The organism is Gordonia sp. (in: high G+C Gram-positive bacteria) (genome assembly GCF_052106715.1).
Lineage (GTDB): Bacteria > Actinomycetota > Actinomycetes > Mycobacteriales > Mycobacteriaceae > Gordonia.
Genome location: NZ_JBQEDL010000019.1, coordinates 17620 through 33461, shown reverse-complemented (window position 1 = coordinate 33461; position 15842 = coordinate 17620). Strand labels below are relative to the sequence as shown.

The window sequence follows — 15842 nt, the reverse complement described above, 5'->3', positions numbered from 1 at the left end:
GACGGACGTATAGAGTCGACGGAGTGCTCATCCGCCTGCTCCGCACGTACCTCGCACGATACAAACGACTGATCATCGTCGTCGTCGCGCTCCAGCTCATCGCGACGGCGGCGATGCTGTATCTACCGACGCTCAATGCCGCCATCATCAACGACGGCGTCGCGACGGGCGACACCGGCTACATCCTGCGGACGGGCGGCACCATGCTGGTCGTCTCGCTCGTCCAGATCGTCTGTTCGGTGGTCGCCATGTATGCCGGAGCACAGGCCTCGCTCGGCGCCGGCCGCGACATCCGGCACGACCTCGTGCACCGGGTCAACGACTTCTCGGCACGCGAGGTCGGGCATTTCGGTGCGCCATCGCTGATCACGCGCACCACCAACGACGTCCAGCAAGTGCAGATGCTCGCCGTCATGTCGATATCGATCCTGGTGACCGCCCCGATCATGGGGATCGGCGGCATCATCATGGGCATGTACGAGGCGCTGCCGATCTCGTGGCTGCTCGCCGTCGCCGTCCCCATCCTCGGACTGACGATGGGTCTGATAATCGGCCGGATGATCCCCGCGTTCCGCTCCATGCAGGAACGGATCGACGGAGTGAACCGGGTGATGCGCGAGCAGATCACCGGTATCCGCGTGGTTCGTGCGTTCGTGCGCGAACGCTATGAGATCGACCGCTTCGGCACTGCCAACAACCTGCTCGCCGACGCATCCCTGCGCGTCGGCGCGATGATGGCGCTGATGTTCCCCGCCGTCATGCTCATCACCAACCTGACCTTGATCGCGGTCCTGTGGTTCGGCGGCCACGCGGTCGGCGACGGCGGCGTCGAGATCGGCTCGCTCACCGCGATGATCAGTTATGTCATGCAGATCATGATGTCGGTGATGATGGCCTCGTTCCTGGCGATCATGGCGCCGCGTGCAGGTGTCTGCGCCGACCGCATCTGCGAGGTCCTCGATACCGAGTCGTCGGTGCACACCCCGGCCGAACCCGTCGCGATGATCGACGATCCCGCCGTCGTCGAGTTCGACGCCGTCGAGTTCCGTTACCCTGGCGCCGACGAAGCCGTCCTGTCCGACGTCACGTTCACCACGGGTCCGGGGACGACGACGGCGATCGTCGGGTCCACCGGATCCGGCAAGACGACGCTGGTCAACCTCATCCCGCGTCTGATCGACGCGACGGCGGGCACGCTGCGGATCGGCGGCGTCGACGTCCGCGATCAGGATCCTGACCTCATGCGCGCGGGCATCGGGCTAGTCCCGCAGCGGCCGTACCTGTTCTCCGGGACGGTCGCCACGAACCTTCGACACGGAAAGTCCGACGCCACCGACGATGAGTTGTGGGAGGCGTTGGAGATCGCGCAGGCGGCGGGCTTCGTCCGCGCTATGCCCGACGGACTCGACACCGCGATCGCGCAAGGAGGCACCACGGTGTCCGGGGGTCAACGTCAGCGGCTGGCGATAGCCCGCGCCCTCGTCCGCAGACCGTCGGTTTACGTGTTCGACGACTCGTTCTCCGCACTCGACCTGCAGACCGACGCCCGTCTGCGCGCCGCCCTCGCACCCGCCACACGCGACGCCGCGATGATCGTGATCGCCCAACGTATCTCGACGATCACGTCCGCCGATCAGATCGTCGTCCTCGAACAAGGCTCGGTGGTCGGCATCGGAACGCACGAACAGCTCCTCACGTCGTGCGCGACCTACGCGGAGATCGCCGAGTCCCAACTCGCGATCGGAGCAGCGCAGTGAGCCGCCCGGGTGCGCCCGGCGCACCGTCCCTGGAGAAGCCGCACTCCTTCGGTCCGTCGTTGAAGCGGCTGATCCGGCAGCTCGGTGCGCACCGAGCCGCGATGACCGCGATCATCCTCTCGATCGTCGGCTCAGTCGCACTCAACGCGTACACGCCGCGTGTCCTCGGTGACGCCACGAACGAGCTGTTCGACGGTGTGATCGGCTCGCAACTCCCGTCCGGCGTCTCCAAAGAGCAGGCCGTGGATGGCCTGCGCGACTCCGGCCACGGCACGTTCGCCGACATGGTGTCGTCGATGGACGTCGTCCCCGGACAGGGCATCGACTTCGACGCGGTCGGTCGCATCCTCGCGTTCGTGCTCATCCTCTACGTTGCGTCCGCATTGCTCGGCTGGTTCGGCGCCTATCTGCTCAACAGGGTCGTCGTCGCCACCGTCACACGACTCCGCGGCCGCATCGAGGAGAAGGTCCATCGGCTGCCGCTGAAGTACTACGACACGTCGGCGCGCGGCGACCTTCTCTCTCGAGTCACCAACGACCTCGACAACCTCTCGCAGTCGTTGCAGCAGACCATCAGCCAGTTCATGAACTCGGTACTGATGGTGATCGCCATCCTGATCATGATGTTCTCGATCTCGCCGCTCCTGTCGGTGATCGCGATCGCGACCGTCCCTTTGGCCGCAGTCGCGACAGGGGTGATCGCGAAACGCTCCAAACCGCACTTCGTCGGCCAGTGGTCGTCGACCGGTGCGTTGAACGCGCAGATCGAAGAGGCCTTCACCGGGCACGAATTGGTCAAGGCGTTCGGCCGCCGCGAAGCCGTCGAGGCGGCATTCGACGACCGCAACGAGAAGCTCTACCAGTCGTCGTGGCGTGCCCAGTTCATCTCCGGGATCATCATGCCGACCATCATGTTCCTCGGAAACCTCAATTATGTTGCGGTCGCCGTCGTCGGCGGACTCCGCGTCGCCTCCGGCCAGTTGAGCCTTGGCGAGGTGCAGGCCTTCATCCAGTACTCGCGCCAGTTCACGCAGCCACTCACCCAGATCGGGTCGATGTTCAATCTGATGCAGAGCGGCGTCGCGTCGGCCGAACGCATCTTCGCTGTCCTCGACGAGGACGAGGAGGATCCCGATTCCGTCGACGCGCAGTCACCGACGTCCGATGCCGGCCGCATCGTCTTCGACGACGTCTCATTCCGTTACGTCGACGACCGCCCGCTCATCGAGAACCTGTCGCTGACCGCGGAGTCCGGCGACACCATCGCGATCGTTGGGCCGACCGGCGCGGGCAAGACGACGCTCGTGAACCTCATCATGCGGTTCTACGAGCTCGACGCCGGCGTCATCTGGGTCGACGGTGTGGACGCGTCGACGATGACGCGCGACGATCTGCGCGAACGGACCGGCATGGTGTTGCAGGACTCGTGGCTGTTCGGCGGCACCATCTACGACAACATCGCATACGGCGACCCGACCGCCTCCCGCGAGGAAGTCGTCGCGGCCGCCCGAGTCAGCCACGTCGACCACTTCGTACGCACCCTGCCCGACGGATACGAGACCGTGCTCGACGACGAGGGCGGCGGGGTCAGTGCGGGCGAACGCCAGCTCATCACCATCGCTCGCGCGTTCCTGGCCAAGCCGTCGATCCTCATCCTCGACGAGGCGACGAGCTCCGTCGACACCCGCACCGAGCTGCTCATCGGCAAGGCGATGGCCAATCTGCGTGCCGACCGCACCAGCTTCGTGATCGCTCACCGACTGTCCACGATCCGCGACGCCGACACGATCGTCGTCATGGAGGATGGACACATCGTCGAACAGGGCGACCACGACGCTCTGCTGAAGGCGCGCGGTGCGTACCACCGCTTGTACAACGCGCAGTTCACCGGCCCGTCGGAGACGCTCGACGACGAGCCCAAACACGGAGCTCCTGCGCCGACTCAGCTCGGCTGACTCGGCGCCAGCACGCGCGTCTGCCCTGGCACGTCGACCCGCGCTTCGCGCCCCTCACTGCGCGACGTACCCGACGTGGTCCCGGCCGATGCGGCGATCACGGCGCCGACGGCAAGGGCGGGCAGCAGACCGATCCGCTGGTGCAGCACGAGCAGCCCGACGAGGACAGCGACCACGGGCTCGAGGCTGAGCAGGACGCCGAACACTCGTTCCGGCACCCGGCGAAGGGCGGAGAGTTCCAGGCTGTACGGAATCACCGAGCCGAGGAGCGCCGTTGCCACACCGAGCGCGAGGATTCGCCAGTCGTGCAGGGCGGGCATCGCCTGGTGCGCGCCGAGAGGAAGCATCGCGACCGCGGAGACCGTCAGGGCGGCAGCGAGGCCGCCGGTTCCCGGAACGGCCTTACTGACCCGTGCGCCCGCCAGAATGTAGCCGGCCCAGAACAGTCCGGCGAGCAGGGCGCACACGATTCCGACGGGATCCAGCGACGACGCCCCGAGGATGCTGTCGACGCCGAGAAGCGCCATCCCGACGAAGGCCAGACCGACCCACAGCAGGTCGGCGCGACGCCGAGAGAGGACGGCGGCAAGAACCAGTGGGCCGAGGAACTCGATCGCCACCGTCGTCCCCAGCGGGATGCGGCCGATCGCAGCGTAGAAGCAACCGTTCATCGCGGCCGTTACCAGACCGAAAGCGACGACCGCCGTCCATTCGCCGCGACCCCAGCGACCGATCCGCGGCCGGACGACGATCATGAGCACGACAGCGGCGATCGCCAGGCGAAGGAATGTGACGCCCCATGACCCGAGCTCGTCGATCAGGCCGACGGCGAGTGCGGCTCCGAATTGGAGCGAGGTGCACGATCCGACGATCATCGCCACCGCGGTACCCGGGCGCCCGCCGCCGTTCACCTCTATCACGTCGTCAATCCTCCGACCTCGCGTAGAGTCAGTCCAGCGAACCTTTATGGCGAGTACTCATCAGAACAGCTAATGATTGGTGGAGTCAGTGCTGAACGTCGGGCGGCTGCGGGTGCTGCGGGAACTCCACTTGCGCGGTACGTTGGCCGCCGTCGCCGAGGCGCTCGTGTACACACCGTCGGCCGTGAGCCAGCAGCTCTCGCAACTCGAACGAGAGGTCGGAGTCCCGTTGCTGGAGAGGGTCGGTCGTGGCGTCAGGCTGACCGATGCCGCGTTGACCCTGGTCGGGCACACCGAGGCGGTACTCACCCGCCTCGAGGCGGCGGAAGCAGACCTCGCCGCCTCGCAGCCGACCGTGCAGGGTGTCCTGCGCGTCGCACTGTTCCAGTCCGTGGTTCTCGAGCTCGCACCGCCCACCCTGACGCTCCTCGACGAACGGCACCCATTACTCCAGGTGGAGCTCGTCCAACGCGACGAGGACCTGGCGACCAGCGGCATGCTGGCTCAGGAGTTCGACGTCGTGCTCGGTGAAGAGTTCCCCGGCCGCCCTCATCCGATTCGCCCCGACGTCCACCGCGAAGACCTGCTTCGGGACTCGCTGATGCTGGCGCTGCCCGCGCACGGTCGCTGGGCGGGTCTGCCGCCCGCACTGAAAGAACTGTCCGATGCACCATGGGCACTCGACCCGGCGGACACCGCGATGGGCGCGTGGTCGCGGGACATCTGTCGGGCGGCAGGTTTCGAACCGATCGTCCGATTCGACACCCCCGATCCACTGCTGCAGGCCCACCTCGTCCGGACCGGTCACGCCGTTGCACTGATGCCGTCCATGCTGGCGTCTCGCCATCTCGCCGGAACACGACTCGAGGCGCTGCCCGACGACCCGCACCGGATGCTTTACACCGCGACCCGTACCGGACGGATCGGTCACCCCGCGGTCCAGGCGTTCCGTGAGGCCATCGCCGAAGTCGCGCAGTCGCATCGCATGAACTCGTGACGCACTACCGTTCAAGGCGCGAGTCCGTCAGACCGTTCGCGAAAGGAGCCGCCGTGCCCGCATCCCGCATCATCCTGATCCGCGCCATCAACGTCGGCGGAGCCAAACTGCCGATGGCACGGCTGCGGGAGATCGCGAGCGGACTCGGCGCCGTCGACGTCTCGACATACATCGCGTCCGGGAATCTGCTGTGCACGCCGCCTGCCGACCCGGCCGAATTCGATCACGCTCTTGAACAAGCGATCTCCGATGAGTTCGGCTATTTTCGAGAAGTGATCAGCAGGACCCCAGACGAGATCGACGCCGCCCTGTCCGCGTTCGCGTTCGGCGAGGCCCGGCACGGTCACCTCTACTTCCTGACCGACACCCCGGACGCAGAAGCGGCCGAGGCATTCTGCGCCCGCGACTTCGGGAACGGCGAGCGCCTCGCCGTCGTCGGACGCGACCTGCACATCGACTACCGCGACGGAGCGGGCGCAACCAAACTCACCCCGAAACTGATCGAGCGTGCACTCGGCGTCACCGGGACCGCTCGCAATCTGCGGACGAGTGCCGCCCTCGTCGAACGGGCTGGCGCGTGAGCGAGGAGCCGAAGCCGGGCGGGTCCGTGGACGCGCGGTTCACGCTCGCCGCCGAACGCACGATGCTCGCGTGGCTGCGGACCGCGCTCGGACTGGTCGCCGCTGGTGTCGCCGTCCTCCACCTGATTGGCGAGTTCACCTCACCTGTCTTGCAGACCGTCCTCGGCGTGGGCCTGGTGCTACTGGGCGCGGTGTGTGCCGCCGTCGGCGGACGGCGGTGGTACCAGGTGACGCACGCTCTCGAACACGGCGGACGCATGCCTGGACCGTTCGCGATCTGGGTGCTGATCGGCGGCGTCGTCGTGCTGTCTCTGGCCTTCGTCTTCGTCCGGTGACGCCCCGGTAACCTCAAGTCTCATGACTGACTCGCCTGACCCCGCCGGCGTCAAGACCGTAGAAATCTCCACCGACGGCGCATGCCTCGGGAACCCCGGCCCCGGCGGGTGGGGCGCGATCCTCCGCTACGGCGACGTCGAGAAGGAACTGTCCGGAGCCGAGCCCGACACCACCAATAACCGGATGGAGTTGACGGCCGCGATCAAAGCGCTCAACGCACTGACCAGACCATCGACGGTGATCCTCTACACCGACTCCAACTATGTCCGGAACGGCATCACCAAGTGGGTCGCCGGCTGGGTGCGCAACGGCTGGAAGAACGCGAGCAAGCAGCCGGTCAAGAACACCGATCTGTGGCAGGAGTTGATCGAGGCCGAGAAGAGGCACTCCGTCGAGTGGCGCTGGGTGAAGGGCCATGCGGGCGACAAGTACAACGAGATCGCCGACACGCTCGCCACGAGTGCGGCGAAGACGTTGAGGGATTGACGCCCTCACACTTCGATCGGCGGATACAGCTGGTCCATCGTCATCTGCCGGTTCCGGCGCGCCGCCCACGAACTGACGGCCACCGCGACGACGATGACACCCCCGAGGACCGCGACCGAGGTCCACATTCGGCTGTCGACGCCGCCCGAGATCAGCTGTCTCAACCCGGTCACCGCATAGCTCATCGGATCGTACGGATGCACGACTTGGGCGAGCTTGGCCGTCGTCTCCACCGGATAGATGCCGCCTGACGCGACGATCTGCACCATCAGGAACGCCAACGACACGACTCGTCCCACCGCCACTCCGAACAGCGCGTTGAACATCTGTATCAATGCCAGGAACGCACCGGATATCAGCAGCATGAACGCGGCCATACCCAATGGGTTCACCGGATCGAGACCGACCGCGAAGTGCGCGACGAGGAACATCACGACGACCTGCGCGAGGGCGACGAGGATCGCGGGCCAGTAGGACGACAGCACCGAGCGCAGTCCGCCGAGTCCGTCCAGCACCGGCCGGGTCTGGAGCGGTTTGATGAGCATCCAGATGATCAACGAGCCGATGAACAGAGCCAACGGGAGAAAGAACGGTGCGAAACCGGCACCGAAGGTCGGCGCCCGATTCTCGGTGACCGAACTCAGCTCGACGGGCTGCGACAGATTGGCCGCGGTCTTCGCCTGCTGTTCGGAGTCGCCGAAGTCGGGAATCTGCTTGACACCGTCGGCGAGCCCTGTCGACAACTGGTTCGCGCCGTCCAACAGTTTCGGGGTGCCGTCGGCGAGTTGATGAGCCCCGGAGGCCAACTGCTGGCTGCCGTCGGTGAGCTGCACGAGACCCGAGTTGAGTTGCCCCGCACCCGCAGACAGCTGATTGGCGCCGTCGACGAGTTCACCCACCTTCCCGGGCAGTTCGCCGCTCTCCAACTGTCCCAGGAGGCCGCGCAGCCCAGAGTTCGGGTCACCGAGTTGCGTCGACAACGTCTTCGACTGCTGTGACAACGCCGTCACCTGTTGCGTGGTGTTCGGGTCGACGCCTTCGGTCCGCAGAAACTTCTGCACCGGGCGAAGGGCGGTCGCCAGTGACCGCGCCGTCGGGTCGTTGCTGCCGCGCAGTTGCGCGATCACACCGCTCAACACCTGCTCGGCCTGCGACTGCCCGGCACCGATCGTGCCGATCCCGTCGAGCAGCGTCGACGCCCTCTTGGTCAGTTGGGCGACGTCGTCGGCGTACTTCGTCGGTTTGAGTCCGGAGTTCGCGACATCCTTGAGTGCGGTGGTGAGCGGTGCCGTCGCCTGGTCGACGCCGGACGCCAGCTGTTTCGCGCCCGCCGCGAGTTGGGCGGAGCCGTCCCGGGCGGTCACCATGTTGACGGCGAGTTCGTCGGCTCCGTTCGAGAGCTGTTGCGCGCCACTGTTCGCGGTGCCCACGCCTGCGGCGAGTTGTTTGGCGCCGTCGGCCGCCGTGGTCAACCCCTTACCGGCCGAGACGAGTCCCACGAGGACCTGGTTGACCGCCTGCTCACCGATTGCTCCGTTGACCGCTTCCAAGACCTGCGCCGCAGCGTTCTGGCCGATTATCCCGGCCAGATAGCTGTTGGCGTCGTTGTACTTGAACTGGATCGTCGCCTTATGCGGGTTGTCGCTGATCGCCGAGGCGATCGCGCTGCTGAAGTTCTTGGGGATGGTGATGGTGAAGTAGTACCGGCCGTGCGCCAATCCGTCGGCGGCGTCGGCCCGGTCCGTCGGCGTCAAGTCGAGCTGACCGGATTTGAGCAGCTGGTCCTGCACTTGTTCGCCCGCGTTGAGCGGCTTGCCCTGCGACTGTGCCCCGGCATCCTCGTTGACGACGGCGACCGACACCTTGTCGACCTCGTCGAAGGGATTCCAGAAGACCCACAGGTACATCGCGCCGTACAGGAGCGGCATCAGGATGATGGTGGCCAACGCGATCTTCGGCATCGCGCCCTTGCCGTAGCGCGTGAACTCAGTACCGAGCGACAGTCCCGCCAACATCAGTTGGTCCCTTCTTCGTGCATTCCACGGTGATCGAGCGAAGTCGAGATCCCCGTTAGATTCGGCATCTCGACGACCGTCCGGATCCCCAGGTCACCGTCGACCGGGTTGCTGGTCGCGGTGATGACCGTCTGCTCCCAACCCAGCTCCACCAGCCGTTGCAGCAGCGTCCGTTGGTCGGCGACGCTGCTCAACCGGTCGACACCGCCGACTATCAGGAGCGGCGTGCGACGCGTGTTCGCAAGCGCGATCCGCAGCAGCGCGACATCGAGTTCACTGAGGTCTTCGACGAATGCGCGCGGATCCGGCAGCGGAAGCGGCCCCCAGACGGGGCCGCATACAGCCGTGACCGACTGCGCTCGTTTGACGACGAGCCGGTACCAGGACGCATCCCACCGCAGCTTCTCGGTGACCAGGTCGATCACCCGGACGGAGTCGTAGACGGCGTCGAGGTCGTCGACGGCTCCGATCGAGGCGACCTTGAAGATGCTCTTCGGGTTCGTCTTCCCGAACACCGAAAGTTCGCCCGACTTCGGCTTCATCCGACCGGCCAGCGTCAACAGCAGGCAGGTCCGGCCCGATCCCGACGGGCCGCGGAGCACGGTCAGTCCGCCCGGGGGCACATCGAGGTCGATCGGGCCGTACACCGCACCGGACGGGCCGTTCTTGGTCAGGCCTCGAGCAGCGACGGCTGCTGCGATCAGCTGCGCATTGGTCATGGGTACTGACCCTAATGCGGCAGGCAGTCGGACACGAGCGGGCGCGTCTCGGCGTGCCCGGACGAACGGTCACGTCGCAGGCGTGCGACGCGTCACCGACGTGGTGTCAGGCGATGACGCCGCCGCCGCGCAGGCGCGCGAGTTCGCCGTCGTCGAGCCGTAGCACTTCGGCCAGGATCGCATCGGTGTCGTCGCCGAGGGAGGGCGCAGGCGCGGTCCCGGAGTACTTCGCGTCGAAACGAGCGGGCGGACTCGACGAGATGACCTCGCCGACGCCCGGCTGGTCGAGGAGTGCGAGTACCGGCTGCGACGCCGGGTCGGCCGCGACCTGAGCGGGCGTGCGGTACGGCCCCCACAGCACACCTGCGGCGTCGAGCGCCGCATGGACATCAGTCGTCGACCGGTCGGCGAACCACGGCTTGAGCAGTGCCTCGATCACCAGCCGGTGCGTCGCCCGGCCTTCGTCGGTCGCGAAGTCGACGCCGAGTGACTCGGCCAACGACGCAAACACCTCCGTCATCCCGGTAGCCGCCCCGATCGCCGACCACTGCCGCGGGGTCAACGCCACAATCATGACGCGGTCGCCGTCGGCGGTCGCGAAATCGACGCCGAAGCTGCCGTACATGTGGTTGCCGTGCCGGACGCGGTCGCCGCGTTCGGCCGCCTCGGTGTACACGCCGAGATCGGCGACGGCTGCCGCAGCGACGTCGGCCAGCGCGATCTCGACGAGCGCGCCCCGGCCTGTCCGGTCGCGACGGCGCAATGCCGCGAGCACCGACGTGACGACCTGTTGCCCGCACAGCAGGTCCCAGGCGGGCAGTACATGGTTGACCGGATCCTCGGTGTACGACGGCCCCGTCAACGACGCCATCCCCGTCGCACCGTTCACTGTGTAGTCGACGGCTGCACCACCGTCGGCGCGCCCCTGCACGCGGACGGCGATCACGTCCTCACGCCGACCGCGCAACGCGTCGTACGCGAGCCAGTCGCGGCCGACCGCGTTGTCGACGACGATCCCCGCGTCCGCGCCCGGCGCGGTCGCGAGCGCGAGCAGGAGATCCCGGCCGGCTTCGCTGCGGACGTCGAGGGTCACCGACCGTTTGCCTCGATTGAGCGCCGTCCAATACAGACTTCTGCCGGTCCGCGTCGACAGCGGCCACCGGTGCACGTCAGCGTTCCCGCCGATCGGGTCCACGCGGATCACGTCCGCGCCCAACTGCGCCAACGACATCCCCGCGCTCGGCCCGGCGACGAAGCTCGCGAACTCGATGATCCGGATACCGTCGAGCGGTAGTGGGGCGGATGTAATCTGCGTCTCATCGACCATAGGAGAGGATTGTATATTCGGCAGGCAGAACAGATTTCGCCGAAAGCTCACGACAGGTCGATCGACGATTCGACACGAGGAGGACCATGTCGCAGGTCAGTGCGGACGACTTCGTCCAGATCAAGGACGCCGTGCACGAGTTCATCCGTACCCGCGTGGTCCCGCGTGAACGCGAGATCGCCGAGAACGACGCCGTCCCCGACGATCTCGTCGCCGCGGCCAAAGACATCGGATTGTTCGGCTACGCGATACCGCAGGAGTGGGGCGGGCTCGGGCTCGACCTGCAGCAGGACGTGGAACTGGCTCAGGAGTTCGGGTACACGGCGCTCGCCCTGCGGTCGATGTTCGGCACCAACAACGGCATCGCGGGCCAGGTCCTCGTCAACTTCGGGACCGAGCAACAGAAGGCGACGTGGCTGGAGCCTATCGCATCGGGCGACGTCGTCGCCTCGTTCGCGCTGACCGAACCCGGTGCCGGATCGAACCCTTCCGGATTGCGCACCCGAGCCGCCGAACAGTCCGACGGTTCGTGGGTCATCGACGGCGGCAAATGCTTCATCACCAACGCTCCCACCGCAAACCTGTTCGTCACGTTCGCGCGAGTTCGGCCCGCCGACGACGACGGCCCCGGCATCGCCGTGTTCCTCGTCCCCGCCGACGCTCCCGGCATCATGGTGGCCGACCGCGACAAGAAGATGGGGCAGGAAGGCGCGTGGACCGCCGACGTGCACTTCGACGGCGTGCGCGTCGATGGGGCAGCACTGGTCGGCGGTGACGTCGACGTCGGCTACAAGGCGGCGATGACGTCGTTGGCCCGCGGCCGTGTGCACATCGCAGCGCTCGCCGTGGGATCCGCCCAACGTGCGCTCGACGAATCGCTGCGTCACGTGGCCGTGACCACGCAGGGCGGGACGCCGATCGGCGACTTTCAACTCGTCCAAGCCCATATCGCCGATATGCAGACCGATGTCATGGCCGGGCGCGCACTGGTACGCGACGCCGCCGCGAAATGGGTGGCTGGCGACGACCGTCGGAGCGCGCCGTCGGTCGCGAAACTGTTCTGTACCGAGATGGTCGGCCGCGTCGCCGACACCGCCGTCCAGGTGCACGGCGGCTCCGGATACATGCGCGAGACCGCCGTTGAACGGATCTACCGCGACGTCCGACTGCTCCGCCTGTACGAGGGGACCAGCGAGATCCAACGACTGATAATCGGCGGCGGCCTGGTCCGCGCAGCCAAGAAGCACGCGAAGGGGAAATGATGTCTCGACTGCGCTCGACAAACGGAGAAAACGGCTCGGCAGACGGAGAAGGCGGCGGACTCGGCGGCGGAAGGGGCAACCATCTCCTCGCCGGGAAGGTCGCCGTCGTCACCGGTGCGGCGCAAGGCATCGGGTTCGCCGTCGCCGCGCGATTCGTCGCCGAAGGCGCCCGCGTCGTGCTCGGCGACCTCGATGCGACTCGCGTCGCCGAGGCCGCGGCCTCGCTCGGTGGCGACGAAGCGGCACGCGGCATCGGATGCGACGTCACGTCCGGCGATGACGTGAGGCGACTCATCGACTCTGCGGTCGACGCGTTCGGCGCCGTCGACGTCTGGGTCAACAACGCGGGCATCACACGCGACGCAACCATGCGCAAGATGACCGAGGACCAGTTCGACCAGGTGATCGACGTGCACCTCAAAGGCGTCTGGCGCGGTACCCGGGCGGCAGCCGCGCACATGCGCGAACGCAAGACCGGATCGATCATCAACCTCTCCTCCATCTCCGGGAAGGTCGGGCTCGCAGGCCAGACCAACTATTCGGCAGCCAAAGCGGGGATCGTCGGCCTGTCGAAGGCCGCAGCCAAGGAGGTCGCCTACCTGGGTGTCCGCGTCAACTGCATCCAACCGGGTCTGATCCGTACGGCAATGACGGAGGCGATGCCCGAGCGGATCTGGGATCAGAAGATGGCCGAGATTCCGATGGGACGCGCAGGTGAACCGAGCGAGATCGCAAGCGTCGCGACCTTTCTCGCATCAGACTTGTCGTCGTACATGACCGGGACGGTGCTCGAAGTGACCGGTGGACGGTTCATGTGAGCTGGGCGCCGCACACCGTCGTCACCGATGAGTTGATCGATCCGGCGCCCCTCGCCGCGCTCGCCGCACTGTTCGACGACTGGCTCGAGGCGCCCGCGCCCGGGGACGAGTTGCCGCCGCTGTGGCATTGGGCTGCGCTCGGGCGGTGGGCGTCGTCCTCGGAGCTCAGCATCGACGGCCATCCGTTCCGCGGTTCGTTCCTCCCTCCTGTCGAGTTGCCCAGGCGGATGTTCGCCGGTGGACGGGTGGAGTTCGTCCGGCCGCTACGGGTCGGCGACGTCACGCGCCGCACGTCGCGAGTCGACGAGGTGACCGAGAAGAACGGGCGCAGCGGGAGGCTCGTCCTGGTGACCGTGACGACGGTTCTGCACGACACCGCCGACAGACCGGCCGTGATCGAACGGCAGGATCTGATCTATCGGGATGCGGCGGTCGCATCCGGCCAGCCCGCTGAGCCGACGGAGCTCACCCCGGCAGGCCCACCACTGAGGAAGTCCGGCGACGGTTGGACGTTCCACACCGATCCGACCCTGCTCATGCGCTTCTCCGCCGCCACCGCGAACGCACACCGCATTCATTACGACTGGCCGTATGCAACCAGAGTCGAGGGATATCCCGGGCTGGTGGTGCACGGACCTCTCATGTCCCTGGCGGTGGCACAGACTCGACGGCTGTCCGACGGTTCACCGATATCGGCGATCGAACATCGGAACGGTGTACCCCTGTTCTGCGGACAGGATGCGGAGGTCGTCGTCGACGAGTCGACAAGGACGCTGGTCGGCGCGGACGGGCGTCCGAGGACGACGGTCACCTTTGCCACGGGCTGAGCGCGGCGTCGTGTTCCTGTCATACGATCTGCTCACCTAGTGCCGCCTCGCACCACCCGCGAACTCGTCACGATACGAACGGAAGTGCCGCATGCCCCCAACAGTCGACCTCGCCTACGAGCGACACGGCCTCGCCGACGGCCCGACCATCATGCTTCTGGGGGCACTGGGGTCGGCGCGCTCGATGTGGCGCCCACAGATCAGTGGGCTGTCGGACGCGCACGACGTCATCGCCGTCGACCTGCGCGGGCACGGCGAGTCGCCGGAGTCGGTCGGCACGTCCACCGTCGCCGCGATCGCCGGCGACGTCGCAGCGCTCCTCGACCGACTCGATGTCGATTCCGCTCATCTCGTGGGGCTCTCGCTCGGCGGCGCCGTCGCGCAGGAACTCGCGGTCACGCATCCCGACCTCGTCCGTACGCTGACCCTCTTGTGCACGTCGGCGCGGTTCGGCGACCCCGAACCGTGGGTCGACCGCGCGCAGACCGTCCGGGTCGACGGCACCGCGTCCATCGCGGAGTCCGTCGTCGAACGGTGGTTCACCGCGGTGTTCGCACAACGCAATCCGGCCCTCGTCGAACGGATGCGGGCGATGGTCGCCGCGACGTCCGACGAGGGGTACGCCGCGTGCTGCGAAGCGCTCGCCGGCTTCGACTCCCGCGCCGACCTGGGCTCGATCAACGCGCCCACGCTTGTCATCGGAGCAGCCGACGACCAAGCCGTCCCTCTCGAACACCAGCGGGTGCTGGCCGACGGCATCCCCGACGCCCGGCTGCAAATCCTCGACTACGCAGCGCACCTCGCGTCGTACGAGCAGCGTTCGGTGGTGAGCACGGCCATCGCCGAGCACGTCGCGGATCACTAGCCGGTCGAGCCGCGCGCAACCACCACGCCGGTCGAGCGAAGTCGAGACCCCCTCCGACGCAACGGGTTTCGACACGTCTCGTCGCTACGCTCCTCACCGGCTCAACCAACTACATGACCGCTAGTCAACCGCCGGTCGACCCCTTCTCCGCCGGCCGCCCCCTTCTCCGCCGGTCGACCCCTTCTCCGCCGGTCGAGCGCAGTCGAGACCGCCGCTTACTGAAGCGCCTGCCGCGGAATCGGATCCAACGGGAACGGCCGGAGGAACGGCACCGACTGGTACCGCACGTTCGCGTGGCCACGCGGGTGGGCGGTCGGGTCGTTCCCGATCAGCCACCGGAACGAGACGGTCAGCTCGCCGGGCCATGTGCTTGTGACGACGTGTGTGAACGCGGTCGGCCTGGGCGTGGCGGTCGATATGAACCGGTCCTGATCGAAGAACAGGATGTGGGTCGGCGAGCTGCCGGTAGCCCCTTGCGGATAGACCTGGACCCACTTGAACCAGCAGCCCATGGACGAACCCTGGCCGGTGACCCGCCAGGCGATGTCCCGGCCGGGGAACGGTGGAGCCAGATGACGGACGGCGGCGTCGACCCGGCTGGTCGGGACTCCCGCGCATGCGGCAGGGTGGGTGTTGTTCGCCGAGGTCGGCGCCGCGTCGGCCTGCCCGGCACCTGCTCCGAGTCCGGCCACTACCATGGCGAGTGCGACTGCTGCGGCCTTCGCTGAATGACGCATCGTTCTACTCCTTGAGTCTCCCCGACCGTGTGGATGCGACCCCGCGACTGCGCGAGTCCCGCACTCAGTACGTCGTGACGACGCTCACCTTCGTTTCGATTCCCGTCATTCGATCGCATGACACCTCCGCCGAGCTTCACACGACTGCCAGCGCCTATGACCACGCTTGCTTTCCCGCTGCAGAAGTGGTTACCGTCACTCTTGTTGATCGATCGATCAATTCTTGCCGGGGCGCGACGA

At 66.9% G+C, this 15842-nt stretch carries 15 protein-coding genes; 10 read left to right on the top strand and 5 right to left on the bottom strand.

Going from position 1 to position 15842, the window contains the following annotated elements; genetic code table 11:
• Window positions 1–23 precede the first annotated feature (23 nt).
• Both ACTIMF_RS11195 and ACTIMF_RS11190 read left to right on the top strand, forming a co-directional pair.
• Window positions 24–1757 (top strand): ABC transporter ATP-binding protein, encoded by a 1734-nt coding sequence (locus tag ACTIMF_RS11195; RefSeq protein WP_442350364.1) that lies wholly within the window; start codon window positions 24–26, stop codon window positions 1755–1757.
• A complete protein-coding gene (locus ACTIMF_RS11190; protein WP_442350363.1) occupies window positions 1754–3712 on the top strand; it encodes an ABC transporter ATP-binding protein in 1959 nt (652 codons plus the stop codon). The genes ACTIMF_RS11195 and ACTIMF_RS11190 overlap by 4 nt, the downstream gene beginning before the upstream one ends.
• Here ACTIMF_RS11190 and ACTIMF_RS11185 read toward each other — a convergent pair.
• Complete coding sequence (locus ACTIMF_RS11185) at window positions 3700–4632, bottom strand: EamA family transporter (RefSeq protein WP_442350362.1); 933 nt, start codon at window positions 4630–4632, stop codon at window positions 3700–3702. The two genes, ACTIMF_RS11190 and ACTIMF_RS11185, sit on opposite strands and share 13 nt — an antisense overlap.
• Window positions 4633–4720: 88 nt before the next feature.
• Here ACTIMF_RS11185 and ACTIMF_RS11180 point away from each other — a divergent pair, with 88 nt between their 5' ends.
• The 4 genes from ACTIMF_RS11180 (at window position 4721) to rnhA (ending at window position 7032) form a co-directional block, all read left to right on the top strand.
• On the top strand, window positions 4721–5629 hold the full coding sequence (locus ACTIMF_RS11180; RefSeq protein ID WP_442350361.1) for a LysR family transcriptional regulator: 909 nt from the start codon (window positions 4721–4723) through the stop codon (window positions 5627–5629).
• Window positions 5630–5742: 113 nt separating this feature from the next.
• On the top strand, window positions 5743–6210 hold the full coding sequence (locus ACTIMF_RS11175; protein ID WP_442350403.1) for a DUF1697 domain-containing protein: 468 nt from the start codon (window positions 5743–5745) through the stop codon (window positions 6208–6210).
• Window positions 6207–6545 (top strand): YidH family protein, encoded by a 339-nt coding sequence (locus tag ACTIMF_RS11170; RefSeq protein WP_442350360.1) that lies wholly within the window; start codon window positions 6207–6209, stop codon window positions 6543–6545. The genes ACTIMF_RS11175 and ACTIMF_RS11170 overlap by 4 nt, the downstream gene beginning before the upstream one ends.
• Window positions 6546–6567: 22 nt before the next feature.
• Window positions 6568–7032, top strand: coding sequence for a ribonuclease HI (rnhA, locus tag ACTIMF_RS11165; protein ID WP_442350359.1), 465 nt, complete (start codon window positions 6568–6570; stop codon window positions 7030–7032).
• 5 nt (window positions 7033–7037) lie between these two features.
• On the opposite strand, the gene ACTIMF_RS11160 is transcribed toward rnhA, so the two are convergent.
• The 3 genes from ACTIMF_RS11160 to ACTIMF_RS11150 form a co-directional block, all read right to left on the bottom strand.
• Window positions 7038–9047 carry a YhgE/Pip family protein gene (locus tag ACTIMF_RS11160; RefSeq protein WP_442350358.1) on the bottom strand — a complete coding sequence of 670 codons (2010 nt, stop codon included), beginning with the start codon at window positions 9045–9047 and terminating at the stop codon, window positions 7038–7040.
• A complete protein-coding gene (locus ACTIMF_RS11155) occupies window positions 9047–9766 on the bottom strand; it encodes an ATP-binding cassette domain-containing protein (RefSeq protein ID WP_442350357.1) in 720 nt (239 codons plus the stop codon). The genes ACTIMF_RS11160 and ACTIMF_RS11155 overlap by 1 nt, the downstream gene beginning before the upstream one ends.
• Window positions 9767–9872: 106 nt before the next feature.
• Window positions 9873–11093 carry a CoA transferase gene (locus ACTIMF_RS11150; protein WP_442350356.1) on the bottom strand — a complete coding sequence of 407 codons (1221 nt, stop codon included), beginning with the start codon at window positions 11091–11093 and terminating at the stop codon, window positions 9873–9875.
• An 86-nt stretch (window positions 11094–11179) separates the two neighbouring features.
• Between ACTIMF_RS11150 and ACTIMF_RS11145 the strand changes: the two genes are divergently transcribed.
• From ACTIMF_RS11145 to pcaD, 4 genes are all read left to right on the top strand, one after another.
• Complete coding sequence (locus ACTIMF_RS11145) at window positions 11180–12355, top strand: acyl-CoA dehydrogenase family protein (RefSeq protein WP_442350355.1); 1176 nt, start codon at window positions 11180–11182, stop codon at window positions 12353–12355.
• The gene (fabG, locus tag ACTIMF_RS11140) at window positions 12355–13173 is read left to right on the top strand and encodes a 3-oxoacyl-ACP reductase FabG (RefSeq protein ID WP_442350354.1); all 819 of its coding nucleotides are present in this window, start codon (window positions 12355–12357) and stop codon (window positions 13171–13173) included. Before ACTIMF_RS11145 ends, fabG begins: the two co-directional genes overlap by 1 nt.
• Window positions 13170–14000: an FAS1-like dehydratase domain-containing protein gene (locus ACTIMF_RS11135; protein ID WP_442350353.1), complete on the top strand. Its 831-nt coding sequence runs from the start codon at window positions 13170–13172 to the stop codon at window positions 13998–14000. The genes fabG and ACTIMF_RS11135 overlap by 4 nt, the downstream gene beginning before the upstream one ends.
• A 91-nt stretch (window positions 14001–14091) precedes the next feature.
• Window positions 14092–14865, top strand: coding sequence for a 3-oxoadipate enol-lactonase (gene pcaD / locus ACTIMF_RS11130; RefSeq protein WP_442350352.1), 774 nt, complete (start codon window positions 14092–14094; stop codon window positions 14863–14865).
• A gap of 215 nt (window positions 14866–15080) precedes the next feature.
• Here pcaD and ACTIMF_RS11125 read toward each other — a convergent pair whose 3' ends face one another.
• Window positions 15081–15602, bottom strand: coding sequence for an LppP/LprE family lipoprotein (locus ACTIMF_RS11125; RefSeq protein ID WP_442350351.1), 522 nt, complete (start codon window positions 15600–15602; stop codon window positions 15081–15083).
• Between the last annotated feature and the right edge of the window lie 240 nt (window positions 15603–15842).